General features: G+C 52.7%; 15 protein-coding genes and 1 tRNA gene. 4 read left to right on the forward strand and 12 right to left on the reverse strand.

Going from position 1 to position 19,079, the window contains the following annotated elements; all coding sequences use genetic code 11:
* Positions 1–230: 230 nt before the first annotated feature.
* From ubiU to ABIB59_RS13960, 3 genes are all read left to right on the forward strand, one after another.
* On the forward strand, positions 231–1,226 hold the full coding sequence (gene ubiU, locus ABIB59_RS13950; protein WP_039077487.1) for a ubiquinone anaerobic biosynthesis protein UbiU: 996 nt from the start codon (positions 231–233) through the stop codon (positions 1,224–1,226).
* A gap of 8 nt (positions 1,227–1,234) precedes the next feature.
* Complete coding sequence (locus ABIB59_RS13955) at positions 1,235–2,113, forward strand: U32 family peptidase (RefSeq protein ID WP_143348922.1); 879 nt, start codon at positions 1,235–1,237, stop codon at positions 2,111–2,113.
* Positions 2,114–2,256: 143 nt separating this feature from the next.
* Positions 2,257–3,264 carry a luciferase-like monooxygenase gene (locus tag ABIB59_RS13960; RefSeq protein WP_354035821.1) on the forward strand — a complete coding sequence of 336 codons (1,008 nt, stop codon included), beginning with the start codon at positions 2,257–2,259 and terminating at the stop codon, positions 3,262–3,264.
* 87 nt (positions 3,265–3,351) lie between these two features.
* Here the strand turns inward: ABIB59_RS13960 and mtr are convergent, their stop codons facing one another.
* The 12 genes from mtr to ABIB59_RS14020 form a co-directional block, all read right to left on the reverse strand.
* A complete protein-coding gene (mtr, locus tag ABIB59_RS13965; RefSeq protein WP_335256956.1) occupies positions 3,352–4,596 on the reverse strand; it encodes a tryptophan permease in 1,245 nt (414 codons plus the stop codon).
* A 137-nt stretch (positions 4,597–4,733) separates the two neighbouring features.
* Entirely contained in the window at positions 4,734–6,653 is a 1,920-nt protein-coding gene (locus tag ABIB59_RS13970; RefSeq protein ID WP_039077483.1) for a DEAD/DEAH family ATP-dependent RNA helicase, read from the reverse strand.
* Complete coding sequence (gene yrbN, locus ABIB59_RS13975) at positions 6,646–6,726, reverse strand: protein YrbN (protein ID WP_103245196.1); 81 nt, start codon at positions 6,724–6,726, stop codon at positions 6,646–6,648. The genes ABIB59_RS13970 and yrbN overlap by 8 nt, the downstream gene beginning before the upstream one ends.
* A 107-nt stretch (positions 6,727–6,833) precedes the next feature.
* Positions 6,834–7,718, reverse strand: coding sequence for a lipoprotein NlpI (nlpI, locus tag ABIB59_RS13980; RefSeq protein ID WP_039077482.1), 885 nt, complete (start codon positions 7,716–7,718; stop codon positions 6,834–6,836).
* 108 nt (positions 7,719–7,826) lie between these two features.
* Entirely contained in the window at positions 7,827–9,962 is a 2,136-nt protein-coding gene (pnp, locus tag ABIB59_RS13985) for a polyribonucleotide nucleotidyltransferase (protein ID WP_071194447.1), read from the reverse strand.
* 250 nt (positions 9,963–10,212) lie between these two features.
* Positions 10,213–10,482 (reverse strand): 30S ribosomal protein S15, encoded by a 270-nt coding sequence (rpsO, locus tag ABIB59_RS13990; RefSeq protein ID WP_004385056.1) that lies wholly within the window; start codon positions 10,480–10,482, stop codon positions 10,213–10,215.
* Between the two features lie 144 nt (positions 10,483–10,626).
* Positions 10,627–11,574: a tRNA pseudouridine(55) synthase TruB gene (truB, locus tag ABIB59_RS13995; RefSeq protein ID WP_354035824.1), complete on the reverse strand. Its 948-nt coding sequence runs from the start codon at positions 11,572–11,574 to the stop codon at positions 10,627–10,629.
* Positions 11,574–11,978: a 30S ribosome-binding factor RbfA gene (gene rbfA / locus ABIB59_RS14000; RefSeq protein ID WP_039077479.1), complete on the reverse strand. Its 405-nt coding sequence runs from the start codon at positions 11,976–11,978 to the stop codon at positions 11,574–11,576. Before rbfA ends, truB begins: the two co-directional genes overlap by 1 nt.
* 212 nt (positions 11,979–12,190) lie before the next feature.
* Entirely contained in the window at positions 12,191–14,905 is a 2,715-nt protein-coding gene (infB, locus tag ABIB59_RS14005; RefSeq protein ID WP_039077478.1) for a translation initiation factor IF-2, read from the reverse strand.
* Positions 14,906–14,929: 24 nt separating this feature from the next.
* The gene (gene nusA, locus ABIB59_RS14010; RefSeq protein WP_039077477.1) at positions 14,930–16,417 is read right to left on the reverse strand and encodes a transcription termination factor NusA; all 1,488 of its coding nucleotides are present in this window, start codon (positions 16,415–16,417) and stop codon (positions 14,930–14,932) included.
* 28 nt (positions 16,418–16,445) lie between these two features.
* A complete protein-coding gene (rimP, locus tag ABIB59_RS14015) occupies positions 16,446–16,898 on the reverse strand; it encodes a ribosome maturation factor RimP (protein WP_047373469.1) in 453 nt (150 codons plus the stop codon).
* Positions 16,899–17,106: 208 nt separating this feature from the next.
* Positions 17,107–17,183 (reverse strand) — tRNA-Met (locus ABIB59_RS14020).
* Positions 17,184–17,562: 379 nt separating this feature from the next.
* Here ABIB59_RS14020 and argG point away from each other — a divergent pair.
* Positions 17,563–18,906 (forward strand): argininosuccinate synthase, encoded by a 1,344-nt coding sequence (gene argG, locus ABIB59_RS14025; protein ID WP_039077476.1) that lies wholly within the window; start codon positions 17,563–17,565, stop codon positions 18,904–18,906.
* Positions 18,907–19,079 lie beyond the last annotated feature (173 nt).

Here is a 19,079-nt window from a genome sequence, read left to right on the forward strand (position 1 = left end):
CCCTGAAATGAAAATTCCTTCTATTTTGCCATATCAGATAAACGACATGGCGGCGTAAATCAACAATTACGTAAGAAGAATGCCTCGATTATTGATGTCACCAATACACAATTAACTGCCTCAAATCAAAAATTGTCGCTACCAGGTTAACTAAAATCCCAGTTCATTAACAATTTAGCGCCCCACGTGGGTTGCCAGGGCCAATACAGCCCCTGATTTCAGGATAAATTATGGAGTTGCTCTGCCCTGCCGGAAACCTTCCGGCACTCAAAGCGGCCATCGAAAACGGTGCCGACGCCGTCTATATCGGCCTGAAAGATGATACCAACGCCCGCCACTTTGCCGGTCTCAATTTTACAGAAAAGAAACTGCAGGAAGCGGTCAGTTTTGTGCATCAGCACCGACGCAAACTGCATATCGCGATTAACACCTTCGCGCATCCTGATGGTTATCAACGCTGGGAGCGCGCTGTGGATATGGCCGCGCAAATTGGTGCGGATGCGTTGATTCTCGCCGATCTGGCTATGCTGGAATATGCTGCAACGCGTTATCCCCATATCGAACGCCATGTTTCTGTGCAGGCATCGGCAACCAATGAAGAAGCCATTCGCTTCTATCATCGCCATTTTGACGTCGCCCGCGTTGTCCTGCCTCGCGTTTTATCTATTCATCAGGTTAAACAGTTAGCCCGCGTCACCCCTGTGCCGCTGGAAGTCTTTGCCTTTGGCAGCCTGTGCATCATGGCTGAAGGGCGCTGCTATCTCTCCTCTTACCTGACGGGTGAGTCGCCAAATACCGTGGGCGCCTGCTCTCCGGCACGTTTTGTGCGCTGGCAGCAAACCCCGCAGGGGCTGGAATCACGCCTCAATGAAGTGCTGATCGACCGCTACCAGGATGGTGAAAACGCAGGCTATCCGACGCTGTGTAAAGGCCGCTATCTGGTCGATGGTGAGCGCTACCACGCGCTGGAAGAGCCCACCAGCCTGAATACGCTGGAATTATTGCCTGAACTGCTGGCGGCCAATATTGCCTCGGTGAAAATTGAGGGCCGTCAGCGCAGCCCGGCCTATGTGAGTCAGGTGGCCAAAGTCTGGCGACAGGCCATTGACCGCTGCATTGCCGATCCGCAGAACTTCGTGCCGCAATCCGCCTGGATGAACACGCTGGGTGCGATGTCAGAAGGCACGCAGACCACGCTTGGCGCTTACCATCGCAAATGGCAGTAGGAAACACGATGAAATATTCACTCGGACCCGTGCTCTGGTACTGGTCAAAAGAGACGTTAGAGGCGTTTTACCAGCAAGCCGCAAACAGCAGCGCAGATGTGATTTATCTTGGCGAAGCGGTGTGCAGCAAGCGTCGCGCCACTAAAGTGGGCGACTGGCTGGATATGGCGAAACAACTTGCCGACAGCGGCAAACAGGTCGTGCTCTCGACTCTTGCGCTGGTGCAAGCCTCGTCAGAGCTTAACGAACTCAAACGCTATGTCGATAACGGCGATTTCCTGCTGGAGGCCAGCGATCTCGGCGTGGTGAACCTGTGTGCCGAGCGCACATTGCCCTTCGTCGCGGGACACGCGCTAAACTGCTACAACGCCGTTACGCTGCGTCTGCTGCTTAAGCAAGGGATGATGCGCTGGTGCATGCCGGTAGAACTTTCGCGCGACTGGCTCATTAACTTGCTCGATCAGTGCGAAACGCTGGGTATTCGCGATCAGTTCGAAGTGGAAGTGCTGAGTTACGGGCATCTGCCGCTGGCCTATTCCGCGCGCTGCTTTACCGCACGCTCGGAAGACAGGCCGAAAGATGAGTGCGAAACCTGCTGCATTAAATATCCAAATGGACGCCGTATGCTGTCGCAGGAAAATCAGCAGGTGTTCGTGCTTAATGGCATCCAGACCATGAGTGGTTACGTCTACAACCTGGGCAATGAACTCAAGTCGATGGCGGGTATCGTGGACATGGTACGGTTGTCACCCATGGGGGAAGAGACGTTTGCCATGCTCGACGCCTTTCGCGCCAATGAAAATGGACAAGCGCCTTTGCCGCTGACAGCAAACAGTGACTGTAACGGCTACTGGCGACGTCTGCCGGGTCTGGAACTCCAGGCTTAAAAAACCGCTCACTTTGTTAACAACAGTCATCAGATTTTAATGCACTATTAAAGATGCAGCTTTTCTGGCCGACGCATCCTGGATGCGCCAGGCTGGAAGAAGACCTTCAATCTGATGACTATGCTGTAGCAAAGTGAGCCGTTATGACCGACAAAACGATTGCCTTCTCGGTGCTGGATCTTGCACCGATCCCACAGGGCGCTTCTGCTAAAGAGGCCTTCGCCCATTCTCTTGATCTCGCAAGGCTTGCTGAAAAGCGCGGATATCACCGCTTCTGGCTGGCTGAGCACCACAATATGGTGGGTATCGCCAGTGCGGCGACATCCGTCTTGATTGGCTATCTGGCGGCCAATACCACCTCTCTGCATCTGGGTTCCGGCGGTGTCATGCTGCCAAATCATGCTCCGCTGGTGATTGCCGAACAATTCGGTACGCTTAACACGCTCTATCCGGGCCGTATCGATCTGGGTCTTGGGCGCGCGCCAGGTAGCGATCAACCAACCATGCGGGCACTGCGTCGCCATATGAGCGGCGATGTGGATAATTTCCCGCGCGATGTTGCAGAACTGGTGGACTGGTTTGACGCCAACGACCCGAATCCGCATGTTCGCCCGGTGCCGGGTTATGGCGAGAAAATTCCGATATGGCTACTCGGTTCCAGTCTTTATAGTGCTCAACTGGCGGCACAGCTTGGTCTGCCGTTTGCGTTTGCTTCGCACTTTGCACCGGACATGCTGTTCCAGGCGTTGCATCTGTATCGCACCCAATTCAAGCCTTCCGCGCGACTGGAAAAACCGTATGCCATGGTGTGTATCAATATCGTTGCGGCAGACAGTAACCGCGATGCGGAATTCCTGTTTACCTCCATGCAGCAGGCTTTCGTGAAATTGCGCCGTGGGGAAACCGGCCAGTTGCCACCACCGATCCAAAATATGGATCAGTTCTGGTCGCCGTCAGAGCAATATGGCGTACAGCAGGCGCTGGGGATGTCACTGGTGGGCGATAAGGCGAAAGTGCGTCACGGGCTGGAGTCTGTACTGCGCGAAACCCAGGCTGATGAGATTATGGTTAACGGACAAATCTTTGATCACCAGACGCGTTTGCATTCGTTTGATTTGGCGATGCAGGTGAAAGAGGAACTGCTGGGTTAGGTTTTTCCCGGATGCAGCGCGCTGTGCTTTATCCGGGTTACCCCACCCGTAGCCCGGCTAAGCAGAGCGTTAGCCGGGACAGGAGCATTAACGGTAAACCGGCAAAAGATCAAAGCTCGACAGCACATGCACCAGCGCATTGCCCACGCCAAACACAAGGATCAGCGCAATCATCGGCTTGCCGCCCCAGACGCGAAAACGCGGGCTGCCAAAGCGTTTACGCGATGCGTTAGCCAGTAAAGCTGGCACAATTGCCGCCCAGATTGTCGCCGCCAGCCCCGCATAGCCAATTGCGTAGAGAAAGCCATTTGGCCACAACAAACCACCGACAATCGGAGGCAGAAACGTCAGCAGCGCAGTTTTAAAGCGCCCCTGTGCCGAATCATCAAAATCGAACAGATCGGCCAGATAGTCAAACAGGCCCAGGGTCACGCCAAGGAAAGAACTCGCCACCGCAAAGTTGGAGAAGACCACCAGCAGCAGATCCAGACTGCGGCTGTTCAGCACGCCGCTTAACGCCTGCACCAGCACATCAATATTGCCGCCCTTCTGGGCAATGCCGATAAACTCCGGACGTGGAATATTCCCCATCGTGCCCAACAGCCACACCATATACAGGGCCAGCGCCAGCAACGTGCCATATACCAGGCAACGCGCGATAGTGCGCGGATCTTTACCGTAGAACTTCATCAGGCTCGGCACGTTACCGTGGTAACCAAACGACGCCAGACAAAACGGCAGTGTCATCAGCAAGTACGGCGTATAGGACGCATTGCTTTCCGCCACATTGAATAATGTCGCGGGCTGAACATGCCCCAGCAAACTGCCGAAGGTGAGGAAAAAAGTGATAACTTTCGCCCCCAGCACAATCGCCGTCATCCGGCTCACTGCGCGGGTAGATAGCCAGACGATAAAGGCGACCAGCAGCGCAAACCCAAGGCCTGCAACACGAGGGGGGACGTTTAACGACAGCTCAGCAAAGGTGTGATGCAGAATAGAACCGCTCGCTGAAATATAAGCGTAGGTCAGGATATAGAGCACAAAAGCGATGGAGAGACCGTTAATCACATTCCAGCCGTTGCCCAGCAAATCTTTGGTAATGGTATCGAAGCTCGCACCAATGCGGTAATTGAGGTTCGCTTCCAGAATCATTAGCCCGGAATGCAGCATACAAAACCAGGTGAACACCAGGGCTGCTATCGACCAAAAGAACCACGCGCCTGACATAACCACTGGCAGTGAAAACATCCCCGCACCAATCACCGTTCCGCCAATAATCACCACACCGGCAAGCAACGAAGGGGTCGCTTGTGTGGTTGTCAGTGTTGCCATGCTATCTTCTCCAGTAAGGTAAAATACCGATGCATTGTACCAGTACAAGAGTACATAACAGATAAAAGAAACCCCGATGTTTTGCACCGGGGTTGTATCAATTACTTTACGAAGTGTAAAGCTGGCTTACTGCGCGATTATGCGTCACCGAAACGACGACGGCTGGAGCCTTCTTCGCGGTCACGACGCGGAGCGCGACGTTCGCCACTGAAGTTACGACCTTCGCTACGACCGCCTTCACGACGCTCACCACCGAAGCTGCGACCACCTTCACGGCGTTCACCACCACCGAAGCTGCGGCCACCTTCACGACGCTCACCACCGCCACGACGCTCAGGACGCGGCTGTGCATCACCCAGAAGCTGCATGTTCATCGGCTTGTTCAGGATACGGGTGCGAGTAAAGTGCTGCAGAACTTCGCCCGGCATGCCTTTCGGCAGTTCGATGGTAGAGTGGGTACCGAACAGCTTGATGTTACCGATATAACGGCTGCTGATGTCGCCTTCGTTAGCAATCGCGCCAACGATATGACGAACTTCAACACCATCATCACGGCCAACTTCAATACGGTACAGTTCCATTTCACCAGCATCACGACGTTCACGACGCGGACGATCTTCACCACCACGCTCAGGACGGTCGCCACGCGGACCACGGTCGTTACGATCGCCACGGCGTTCAAAGCGGTCGTCACGCTCACGGAATTCACGCTTAGGACGCATCGGCGCGTCTGGCGGAACGATCAGCGCACGTTCACCCTGTGCCATTTTCAGCAGAGCAGCGGCCAGCGTTTCGAGATCCAGCTCTTCACCTTCCGCAGACGGCTGGATTTTCGCCAGCAGAGCACGGTACTGATCCAGATCGCTGCTTTCCAGCTGCTGCTGTACTTTCGCGGCGAATTTTTCCAGACGGCGTTTGCCCAGCAGTTCTGCGTTCGGCAGTTCTACTTCTGGAATAGTCAGCTTCATGGTGCGTTCGATGTTACGCAGCAGACGACGTTCGCGGTTCTCAACAAACAGCAACGCACGACCAGCGCGACCTGCACGACCGGTACGGCCGATACGGTGAACGTAAGACTCGGAATCCATCGGGATGTCATAGTTAACAACCAGGCTGATACGCTCAACGTCCAGACCACGTGCTGCCACGTCGGTTGCAATCAGGATATCCAGACGACCGTCTTTCAGACGCTCCAGAGTCTGCTCACGCAGGGCCTGGTTCATGTCGCCATTCAGCGCGGCGCTGTTATAGCCGCTACGCTCCAGCGCTTCTGCCACTTCCAGGGTCGCGTTTTTGGTACGAACGAAGATGATCGCCGCATCAAAATCTTCTGCTTCCAGGAAACGTACCAGCGCTTCGTTTTTACGCATGCCGTACACAGACCAGTAGCTCTGGCTGATGTCCGGGCGAGTAGTCACGCTGGATTGAATGCGCACTTCCTGCGGCTCTTTCATAAAGCGGCGGGTAATGCGGCGAATCGCTTCCGGCATGGTTGCAGAGAACAGTGCGGTCTGATGACCGTCCGGGATCTCTGCCATGATGGTTTCAACGTCTTCGATGAAGCCCATACGCAACATTTCATCGGCTTCGTCCAGCACCAGACCGCTCAGTTTAGAGAGATCCAGCGTACCGCGTTTCAGGTGGTCAAGCAGACGACCCGGGGTACCGACAACAATCTGAGGCCCTTGACGCAGGGCGCGTAACTGCACGTCATAACGCTGGCCGCCATAAAGGGCAACCACGTTCACGCCGCGCATGTGTTTAGAGAAATCTGTCATGGCTTCGGCAACCTGAACCGCCAGTTCGCGGGTCGGCGCCAGCACCAGGATTTGCGGTGCTTTCAGCTCAGGATCAAGATTGTTCAGCAGCGGTAATGAAAACGCTGCGGTTTTGCCGCTACCCGTCTGGGCCATACCCAGTACGTCGCGACCGCCCAGCAGATGCGGAATGCACTCTGCCTGGATTGGAGATGGTTTTTCGTAACCCAGATCGTTAAGGGCTTCAAGGATAGGAGCCTTCAGGCCCAGATCTGCAAAAGTGGTTTCGAATTCAGCCATGTAGTACGTGTGCCTCGATATTAATGGCGGCCAGTCTACATAACTCATCGTGAAAATTTTCGGTAATTTTCATTAAAAGTGTGAACCGGCTCAAAGTAGGTGTATTAACGAACAACAACGCCCTCACCCGCGAAGGTGATGGCAATCAAAGTAATGATTACGGGCTGATGTGTACGTCAGCTATTGCTGGTCCGATTCTGCCAGGTCATCTTGCTCCTGGCCCAAGAGCGCTAATTCCAACAATGCATAACGGTGCTCAACAAAATTATGAACGTTGTTAGCCACCGCTAATTTGAACAGTGCCGCAGCGCTGTCCTTTTCCCCCAGACTTAGGTAGTACTTACCTAAATAGAAGTTGGTTTCACTGAGATGCTCAGCGAGCGAGGTGTTATCCGTTGCGTCTGCCTTCAGGCGGTTCATTAGCTCTTGTTCGCTAATATCGCCAAGGTAGAACTCGACAATGTTCCATCCCCATTGCTCTTTGCCCGATTTTTCGAAGCGTTGTTTCAGCGCTTCTTTAGCCTGCTTCTCATCGAGCTTCCGCTCAACGATGTAAAGCCACAGACTCCGGAAAGGGTCATTGGGATCGTCTTGATAAAACGCCAGCAGATCATCTTGCGCTAACTTATCGCGACCGCCGTAATATAATGCGATACCGCGATTCAAGTGCGCGTAGTTGTAAGTTGGATCAAGCTCAAGTACAGAATCAAACGCTTCATAGGCAGCATCAAAATTGCCTGCCTGCGTTAAATAAATGCCTAAGTAATTGAATACTTCCGGCATATCCGGTCGGATGGCCAGCGCTTGTGAAAAATCATTTCGCGCCAGTGCTCTCAAACCAAGACTATCATACAATACTCCGCGCTCATATAAAAGCTGTGCGCGTTCATCATCGGATAAAGCCCGACTGGCAAGAATTTGTTCCATGCGCGCCAGAATCACTTCTTGCTGCAAAGTCGGTTGCAATGGCACCGCGAGGACTTCGCTCTTACGCCAGGCAGAGTTGCTGCATCCTGCCAGCGTTAAAGCTGTCGCAACGAAACACCAGCGCAAAAAAGGCTTCATTTCCCACTCCCGAAGACAACAATTGGATGAACGTCCTGTCCCCCGGCTGCAAACACGGCGTCCTGCCAGTTAAATAACCCTCCGCTTTCGCGGAGGGCAAACACCATTTTACTCGCCCTGCTCTGCTTGCGGCGCTTCCGGCGCTGCTTCAGGCTGAGTTTGTTCAGTGGCTTCTTTAATGCTAAGACGAATACGGCCCTGGCGATCAACTTCCAGAACTTTCACCGGTACTTCCTGACCCATCTGCAGATAGTCAGTCACTTTCTCAACGCGCTTGTCAGCAATCTGAGAGATGTGAACCAGACCTTCTTTACCGCCGCCGATGGCAACGAACGCGCCAAAGTCAACAATGCGGGTCACTTTACCGTTGTAGATACGACCTACTTCGATTTCTGCAGTGATCTCTTCGATACGACGAATAGCGAATTTCGCTTTCTCGCCATCGGTCGCTGCGATTTTCACGGTGCCGTCATCTTCGATTTCGATGGTAGTGCCGGTTTCTTCGGTCAGCGCACGAATCACAGAGCCACCTTTACCGATGACGTCTTTGATTTTGTCCGGGTTGATCTTGATGGTGTGGATACGCGGTGCGAATTCAGAGATATCGCCGCGCGGCGCATTGATCGCCTGCTCCATCACGCTCAGGATGTGCAAACGAGCACCTTTAGCCTGGTTCAGCGCAACCTGCATGATCTCTTTGGTGATGCCTTCAATTTTGATATCCATCTGCAGTGCAGAGATACCGTCGCGGGAGCCCGCTACTTTGAAGTCCATATCGCCAAGGTGATCTTCATCGCCCAGGATGTCAGAAAGAACAACAAAGTTGTCGCCTTCTTTCACCAGGCCCATTGCGATACCCGCAACGGCTGCTTTGATCGGTACGCCTGCGTCCATCAACGCCAGAGAAGCGCCACACACGGAAGCCATGGAAGAAGAACCGTTGGATTCGGTGATTTCAGACACCACACGAACGGTGTACGGGAATTTATCCGCTTCCGGCATTACAGCCAGTACGCCGCGCTTCGCCAGACGACCGTGACCAATTTCACGACGCTTCGGCGAGCCAACCATACCAGTTTCACCTACGGAGTACGGAGGGAAGTTGTAATGGAACAGGAAGCTGTCAGTGCGCTCACCCATCAGCTCATCAATGATCTGCGCATCACGGGCTGTACCCAGCGTTGCGGTAACCAGAGCCTGAGTTTCACCACGGGTAAACAGCGCGGAACCGTGAGTACGCGGCAATACGCCAGTGCGCACGTCCAGACCACGGATCATGTCTTTTTCACGACCATCGATACGCGGTTCGCCTGCCAGTACGCGGCTACGAACAACATTTTTCTCGATAGCGTGCAGGATGTCGCCCAGCTCGTTGGCGTCCAGGGTTTCATCTTCTGCAACCAGCGCAGCAACAACGTCAGATTTAATGACATCAACCTGAGCATAACGCTCTTGTTTGTCAGTGATGCGGTAAGCATCGCTCAGACGCGCTTCAGCCAGAGCAGCAACGCGTGCGTTCAGCGCTTCGTTGACGGCTTCTGGCTGCCAGTCCCAACGCGGTTTGCCCGCTTCTTTTACCAGGTCGTTAATGGCCTGGATAACAACCTGCTGCTGTTCGTGGCCAAATACGACTGCGCCCAGCATCTGGTCTTCGCTCAGCAATTCTGCTTCGGATTCCACCATCAATACCGCACCTTCGGTACCCGCTACCACCAGGTCCAGTTTGCTGGACTTCAGTTCTTCCTGGGTCGGGTTCAGTACGTATTGATCGTTAATGTAACCCACGCGCGCTGCGCCAATCGGTCCATTGAACGGAATACCTGACAGAGACAGTGCTGCGGAAGCACCAATCATAGAAACGATATCCGGGTTAACCTGCGGGTTAACGGAAACCACGGTTGCAATAACCTGAACTTCGTTAACGAAGCCTTCCGGGAACAGCGGACGAACCGGGCGGTCAATCAGACGCGCAATCAGAGTTTCGCCTTCGCTTGGACGGCCTTCACGACGGAAGAAACCACCCGGGATTTTACCAGCAGCGTAGGTACGCTCTTGATAGTTAACAGTTAACGGGAAGAAATCCTGGCCCGGTTTAGCTTTTTTAGCGCCCACAACGGTAACGAATACCGCAGTGTCATCCATGCTAACCATAACGGCTGCCGTCGCCTGACGTGCCATCATGCCGGTTTCCAGCGTAACGGTATGTTGGCCGTACTGGAATTTACGAACGATCGGATTAAGCAAAATATTATCCTTTCTTAATCTTAATGAATGACAGCAACCCCCAGGGATGCTGTCGTTTAAACCCGATCTTCCTGCATCCTCGCGACTAATGACAACCCTAACCCCGCTCTCGTGGGTAAAGCCTCTCATTAGCCGCGCGAACCTCTGCAACGAAGATCATTCATAGCAACAATACATTATTGTACTGTTAATTACTGCCGTCTGGTTGAAAAAAGGGGCCTTACGGCCCCTTTCTTGAAACTCGCAAGAATTAGCGACGCAGACCCAGACGCTCGATCAGCGCGGTGTAGCGTGCAACATCTTTACGTTTCAGGTAGTCGAGCAGTTTACGACGCTGAGAAACCATACGCAGCAGACCACGACGGCTGTGGTGATCTTTTTTGTGCTCTGCAAAGTGGCCCTGCAGGTGGTTGATCTGTGCAGTCAGCAGTGCAACCTGAACTTCGGTAGAACCGCTGTCGTTTTCGCCACGACCAAACTCAGAAACGATTTTTGCTTTAGCTTCAACGCTTAGAGACATTTTGTACTCCAGTGATAAAAAAATGAGAGGGTGCCGATCTCTAATTCAGCAACCCCGGAATTAATACCAGATATTGTAAAACAATTGACCCGGCATTAAGCGCCAATATTCTACTCTCAGTGACTGGTTATCGCAAGACGAGGCTTAGACTGGCGGGTACTCAACCACCAGACGACGCGGAGCAACACGCCCTTCGTCATCCATTTCGCCCATACCGATAAATTTCGCCTCTTCACCTTCAGTGACACGCACCAGACCTTCATGCGGCACACCTGTGGTTCGCACAGGATTACCGTTGCGGAAGTAAACCGACGAAGTCAACGGAAGGTTAACAACAGGGTAATCAGCTGCCGGGCTATCCATGGGCATTAACAACGGATCGAGTAATTGAGCCGCCGGGATATCACGCTGCTCAGCTTGCGCGACCAGGCCATGCAATTGTTCCAGCGTCACCATCCGCTCAGCAGGATATTTACTCACCGCCAGACGGCGCAGATAAATCACATGTGCGCCACAGCCCAGTTTCTCACCCAGATCGTCAACAATCGTACGAATATAGGTGCCTTTCGAGCAGTGAACTTCCAGTTCCAGTTCATCGCCTTCGTGGCGGATGAACAACAGTTCATACACCGTAATAGGTCGGGCTTCACGTGGAACTTCGATACCCTGGCGCGCGTATTCATACAGCTTTTTGCCCTGATATTTCAGTGCAGAATACATTGAGGGTATTTGTTCGATATCGCCGCGAAAGGTCTCCAGTGCGGCGGCCAGTTGCTCAGCGCTAAAATCGACCGGACGCTCTTCGACGATTTGACCATCAGCATCAGAAGTATCGGTGCGCTGGCCCAGCTTCGCAATCACACGGTAACGCTTGTCAGAATCCAGCAGATACTGGGAGAACTTTGTCGCCTCACCCAGACAAACCGGTAGCATACCTGTTGCCAGAGGATCCAACGCGCCAGTATGCCCGGCGCGATTGGCATTAAAGAGACGTTTAACTTTTTGCAGTACATCATTGCTGGATGCGCCTTGCGGTTTATCCAGCAACAGCACGCCGTGCACATCGCGACCGCGACGACGAGGACGACTCATCAGTCCTCCTTGCTGTCGTCCGTTGGGTTCACACGACGTTCATCGTCATGTTTCACCACGCTGGTGACGAGGTTAGACATACGCATCCCTTCCACCAGTGAGTTGTCGTAGAAGAAAGTCAGTTCTGGCACGATACGCAGGCGCATAGCTTTGCCGAGCAGCGTACGGATGAAACCGGATGCTTCCTGCAGCGCTTTGATACCCGCTTTAACGGCGGCTTCATCTTTGTCGTTCAGGAAGGTCACAAACACTTTGGCATAGGCCAGATCGCGAGAGACTTCAACGCCCGATACAGTCGTCATCATGCCAACACGCGGGTCTTTAATTTCGCGCTGCAGGATGATGGCGATTTCTTTCTGCATCTCCTGGGCTACGCGCTGTGGGCGACCAAATTCTTTCGCCATAATAAATTCTCCAGACAAAAAAGGGGCTTATAGCCCCTTTTGAAATTCATACCGGGTGGCGCTGCGCTTCCCCGGTCTACGCTAATCAATTTTCTAAGCTTTTTGGATTCCGGCAAGGCGGCACGCTCATCAATCCCCGGGAGCATAGATAACTATGTGACCGGGGTGAATGAACGTAACCAACACAGTGGCGGCCCAAAAGCCGACGAAAATTAATCGATGCTACGTTGGATCTCGATAATTTCGAACACTTCGATCATATCGCCAACGCGAACGTCGTTGTAGTTCTTAACGCCGATACCACATTCCATGCCGTTACGGACTTCGTTAACGTCATCTTTGAAGCGGCGCAGGGATTCCAGCTCGCCTTCATAGATAACCACGTTGTCACGCAGGACGCGGATTGGGTTATGACGTTTAATCGTGCCTTCGGTAACCATACAGCCCGCGATCGCACCGAATTTTGGTGATTTGAACACATCACGAACCTCAGCCAGACCAATGATCTGCTGTTTCAGTTCCGGAGACAGCATGCCGCTCATCGCTGCTTTCACTTCGTCGATCAGGTTATAGATGACGGAGTAGTAACGCAGATCCAGACCTTCGGCTTCGATCACGCGGCGCGCAGAGGCGTCGGCACGAACGTTAAAGCCAACCAGAATGGCATTCGAAGCCGTTGCAAGGGTAGCATCGGTTTCGGTGATACCACCAACACCGGAACCTACGATCTTCACTTTCACTTCGTCAGTAGACAGTTTCAGCAGAGAATCGGTGATCGCTTCCACAGAACCCTGAACGTCCGCTTTCAGAACGACGTTCACTTCGTGGACTTCGCCTTCGGTCATGTTGGCGAACATATTTTCCAGTTTGGATTTCTGCTGACGCGCCAGTTTGACTTCGCGGAATTTACCCTGACGATACAGTGCAACTTCACGCGCTTTCTTCTCGTCGCGAACAACCGTCGCTTCATCACCCGCTGCCGGAACACCAGACAGGCCGAGGATTTCAACCGGAATAGACGGACCCGCTTCGCTAACTTCACGACCAAGCTCATCACGCATCGCACGTACGCGGCCATATTCAAAGCCACACAGAACGATATCGCCTTTGTGCAGAGTACCTTCGCGTACCAGAACGGAAGCAACCGGACCACGACCTTTATCCAGGAAGGATTCGATCACAACACCGCTCGCCATACCGGTACGGATAGCTTTCAGCTCAAGAACCTCAGCCTGCAGCAGGATAGCGTCGAGCAGCTCGTCGATACCGGTACCCGCTTTCGCAGATACATGAACGAACTGGCTTTCGCCGCCCCACTCTTCCGGCATAATGCCGTACTGGGACAATTCATTCTTAACGCGATCCGGATCCGCTTCTGGCTTATCGATTTTGTTCACTGCAACAACAACCGGTACCTGCGCCGCTTTTGCGTGCTGGATAGCTTCGATTGTTTGCGGCATCACGCCATCGTCAGCAGCCACAACCAGAACCACGATATCCGTTGCCTGCGCACCACGTGCACGCATCGCGGTAAACGCGGCGTGGCCCGGGGTATCCAGGAAGGTGATCATGCCGTTTTCGGTTTCGACGTGGTATGCACCGATGTGCTGGGTAATGCCGCCCGCTTCACCTGAGGCTACTTTCGTTGAACGAATGTAGTCCAGCAGAGAGGTTTTACCGTGGTCAACGTGACCCATGATGGTCACGACTGGCGCACGCGGTTCAGCCGCAGCACCCGTATCACGGTCGCTCATTACCGCTTCTTCCAGTTCGTTTTCACGACGGAGGATAACTTTGTGGCCCATTTCTTCGGCTACAAGCTGCGCGGTTTCCTGGTCGATAACCTGGTTGATGGTGGCCATTGCGCCCAGTTTCATCATCGCTTTAATGACCTGAGAGCCTTTCACCGCCATTTTGTTAGCCAGCTCGCCAACGGTCAGCGTTTCACCGATCACAACGTCACGGTTAACTGCCTGCGCAGGCTTCTGGAAGCTCTGTTGCAGCGCAGAACCTTTACGCTGTTTGCCGCCTTTACCACCGCGAATGGCCGCACGGGCTTCTTCACGATCGGCTTTGCTTTCGGCATGCTTGTTGCCTTTTTTCGCTGGGCGTGCCGCTTTCGCGTTACGACCACGACCACGACCACCTTCGACTTCACGGTCGCTATCGTCCTCAGCCTGGCGTGCATGGTGAGAAGTGGTTACATGATAGTCGCTGCTTTCTTCTTCTTTATCGCTGCTGGCATTCCAACGGGATTCGTTTTCCTCAGCCATGCGACGAGCTTCTTCCGCTACGCGACGCGCATTTTCTTCCAGCTTACGACGAGCCTCCTCTTCCGCTTTGCGCTTAAGATCTTGCGCTTCAGCTTCACGACGGGCTTTTTCACCCTGGGCTGTCCTGGTCATTTCGTCAGATTGTTGGTTGCTCACTTTGCTATTTTCCGCAGCTTCACGTTTTGCTTTATCAGCAGACTCGCGTTTGGCTTTTTCATCCGCTTCACGCTTCGCTCTTTCTTCGGCATCACGTTTGGCTTTTTCCTCGGCTTCGCGCTTAGCAGCTTCCTCTGCTTCACGACGGGCCTTATCCTCCGCTTCACGCTTCGCCTCTTCTTCCGCTGCGAGACGTTCCGCCTCTTGTGGATCGCGTTTTACAAAGGTGCGTTTTTTACGGACTTCGATCTGCACCGATTTACTTTTCCCACCGGTGCCCTGAATGCTTAATGTACTACGCGTCTTGCGCTGCAACGTCAGCTTGTCAGGACCTGAGCCGTGTTCACGGTTCAGATGCGCTAACAGCGTCTGTTTTTCTTGTGCCGTCACTGAGTCTTCAGCGGACTTACGGATCCCTGCATCAGCAAATTGCTGTACCAGGCGGTCCACAGAGGTCTGAATCTCAGCGGCCAGCGTTTTTACGGTTACATCTGTCATGCTGTTCCTTCCTGCTACAGTTTATTACGCTTCGCCACCAAACCAGCAAATATTACGTGCGGCCATGATGAGCTCCCCGGCTTTCTCGTCGGTCAAACCGTCGATATCGCTCAGGTCATCTACGCCCTGGTCGGCGAGATCTTCCAGCGTACAAACACCGCGGGCTGCCAGTTTAAACGCCAACGCACGATCCAAACCTTCCAGGTTCAGCAGGTCTTCAGCCGGTTCTTTATTACCGATGCTTTCTTCCTGCGCCAGAGCCAGGGTGGTCAGGGCATTTTTCGCGCGTTCACGCAGGGCTTCAACGGTATCTTCATCCAGACCGTCGATTTCCAGCAGCTCTTTCATTGGCACATAGGCCAGTTCTTCCAGCGTAGAGAAACCTTCTTCAACCAGAACAGTGGCGAAGTCTTCGTCAATGTCGAGGTAGCGAGTGAAGGTGTCGATCGCTGCATGGGCTTCTGCCTGATGCTTCGCCTGCAGGTCTTCAACGGTCATCACGTTGAGTTCCCAGCCGCTCAGTTGTGAAGCCAGACGAACGTTCTGGCCATTACGGCCAATCGCCTGAGCCAGGTTACCGGCTTCAACTGCGATATCCATGGTGTGCTTGTCTTCATCAACAACGATAGAAGCAACATCTGCAGGCGCCATGGCGTTAATAACGAACTGCGCCGGGTTATCATCCCACAGGACGATATCGATTCGCTCGCCGCCCAGTTCGGTTGATACTGCCTGAACACGTGCGCCACGCATCCCTACACACGCACCGACCGGGTCGATACGTTTGTCGTTGGTTTTCACAGCAATTTTTGCACGAGAACCCGGATCGCGAGCAGCCGCTTTGATTTCGATAACTTCTTCGCCGATTTCCGGTACTTCAATGCGGAACAGTTCGATCAGCATCTCAGGTTTGGAACGCGTCACGAACAACTGTGCGCCACGCGCTTCGGGACGTACAGCATAGAGCACGCCGCGAATACGGTCGCCCGGACGGAAGTTTTCACGCGGCAGCATGTCTTCACGCAGAATGACAGCTTCGGCATTGCTACCCAGATCAAGCGTGATGTTGTCGCGGTTCACTTTCTTCACCACACCCGTGATGATCTCGCCTTCATGCTCACGGAACTGGTCAACAACCATTGCACGTTCAGCTTCGCGCACTTTCTGCACGATAACCTGTTTTGCCGTTTGGGTGGTAATACGGTCAAAGGTGACAGATTCAATCTGGTCTTCAACAAAATCACCAACATTCATGCTTTCGTCTTCGAAGCGAGCCGCTTCCAGCGTAATTTCGCGCGTCGGCTGGGTAACTTCTTCGACCACAACCCAACGGCGGAACGTATCGAAATCACCGCTCTTACGATCGATCTCTACGCGGACATCAATCTCTTGCTCGTATTTTTTCTTGGTTGCTGTAGCCAGAGCACTTTCCAGCGCTTCGAAGATTTTTTCACGCGGCAGCGCTTTTTCGTTAGAAACAGCTTCAACAACAGCCAAAATTTCTTTATTCATCGGGGGCCTTTCACCTCAATCCAGACTGTTAAAAGTGGGGGACCAGGTTCGCTTTCTGAATGTTGCTCAATGCGAACACTTCATCTTTACCTTCGACCGTAACGGTGATCATCTCGCCATCGACACCTTTGATAACGCCTTGCCATTTGCGACGGTTCTGTACCGCCATACGCAAGACCAGCGACACCTCTTCACCCGTAAAACGCGCGTAGTGTTCCGCTGTAAATAAGGGACGATCAAGGCCTGGTGAGGACACTTCCAGGTTATAAGCAACGGTAATAGGATCTTCAACATCCATCACCGCGCTGACCTGGTGGCTGACATCGGCACAATCATCAACATTGATGCCATCTTCACTATCAATATAGATGCGCAGTGTAGATGTGCGACCACGCACAAATTCAATACCAACCAGCTCGTAGCCCAGTGCTTCAACCGGTGCTGTGATCATCTCTGTTAATTTTTGCTCTAATGTGGACAAGCCCACCCCCAAGACATAAAAAAAGGGCGTAAAGCCCAGTTATTCCGTAGTCAGATAACAAAAAACCCCGATAAATCGGGGCTTTAAATAACTGAACCCTATAGCCGCAACTGCGGCCTGGAGAACCTTCCGGGAGTATTTTTTTCAAATCCAGCGACGAAGGCGTTAAGTCTTCATAGTATATTTGAAAAAGAACACTTAGGGAAAGTGGTTGCGGGGGCCGGATTTGAACCGACGACCTTCGGGTTATGAGCCCGACGAGCTACCAGGCTGCTCCACCCCGCGCCTGAAACGTGGCAAATTCTACTCGGTTAGCAGAAGATTTGCAAATAATGCTGGGATTTGGTACCGAAGACGGGACGTATAATCTGCGTACATTATATTGATAAACATAACTATCTGTCAACCCTGACAGGTTTGCCTTTTATGCGCCCGGACTTGTATTATCATGCGCAATGGCGGATGCATTTTCAGAGGGCATTATCAGCCATTATTGCGATGAAAATTGCACTCTTCTCTTCCTGTCATCGCCAAAAAATGTTTAAATGAAAACTCATTTATTTTGCATAACCATTCATTATCGCAACAACAGTGAATGGTATTAAACATCATGGCGTGGCTGTTAAGTCTCTCACCATAGGTATATTAAGCAGGGATTTATTTTATGACGACGATTCTCAAGCATCTTCCGGTTGGTCAACGTATTGGTATCGCCTTCTCCGGGGGCCTGGATACCAGCGCGGCATTGCTGTGGATGCGCAAAAAAGGTGCCGTTCCTTACGCATACACTGCGAATCTGGGTCAACCGGACGAGGACGACTATGACGCAATTCCTCGTCGTGCAAAGGAATATGGCGCGGAGAATGCCCGCCTGATCGACTGCCGTAAGCAACTGGTTGCCGAAGGCATTGCCGCAATTCAGTGCGGCGCGTTTCATAACACAACGGGCGGCCTGACCTACTTCAACACCACCCCGCTCGGTCGTGCGGTAACCGGTACCATGCTCGTTGCTGCAATGAAAGAAGATGGCGTTAACATCTGGGGCGATGGCAGTACCTATAAAGGTAATGATATTGAGCGTTTCTATCGTTATGGCCTGTTGACCAACGCCGAGCTGAAAATCTATAAGCCGTGGCTGGATACCGATTTTATTGATGAGCTGGGCGGCCGTCAGGAAATGTCCGAATTCATGATCGCCTGTGGTTTCGACTACAAAATGTCCGTGGAAAAAGCGTATTCCACCGACTCGAACATGCTCGGCGCAACGCATGAAGCGAAGGACCTCGAATTCCTGAACTCCAGTGTGAAGATCGTAAACCCGATCATGGGCGTTAAGTTCTGGGATGAAAATGTAAAAATCCCGGCAGAAGAAGTGACCGTACGTTTTGAGCAAGGCCATCCGGTTGCCCTGAACGGTAAAACGTTTAGCGATGATGTTGAGCTAATGATGGAAGCTAACCGGATCGGTGGCCGTCACGGTCTGGGCATGAGCGACCAGATTGAAAACCGTATCATCGAAGCGAAAAGCCGCGGCATCTATGAAGCGCCGGGGATGGCGTTGCTGCATATCGCCTATGAACGTCTGCTGACCGGTATTCACAACGAAGACACTATTGAGCAGTATCATGCGCATGGTCGTCAGTTGGGTCGCTTGCTGTATCAGGGCCGCTGGTTCGACTCTCAGGCACTGATGCTGCGTGATGGTCTGCAACGCTGGGTGGCGAGCCAGATTACGGGTGAAGTGACGCTGGAACTGCGTCGCGGTAACGACTACTCCATCCTGAATACTGTGTCTGATAACCTGACTTATAAGCCAGAACGTCTGACCATGGAGAAAGGCGATTCCGTATTCTCTCCGGATGATCGTATTGGTCAGTTGACGATGCGTAACCTGGACATTACCGATACACGTGAAAAACTGTTCGGTTATGCGCAGTCCGGTCTTCTTTCCGCCTCTTCTGCGACAGGTCTGCCGCAGGTAGAAAATCTGGAAAACAAAGCTAAATAAGCGCTGATCAAAAATGAGAAAAGCCGCGAAAGCGGCTTTTTTTATGCCACGCATTTATGCAGTAACATCACGCCGTGGAGACGATAGCCATCAACCCATATCCGAGTCACATACATTCAGGTGCATGGCCTTTTCTACAGACGAAAAAAAAGACGCTTATTAGCGTCTTTCTT

It is taken from the genome of Citrobacter sp. UYEF32, from assembly GCF_040546205.1.
GTDB lineage: Bacteria > Pseudomonadota > Gammaproteobacteria > Enterobacterales > Enterobacteriaceae > Phytobacter > Phytobacter diazotrophicus.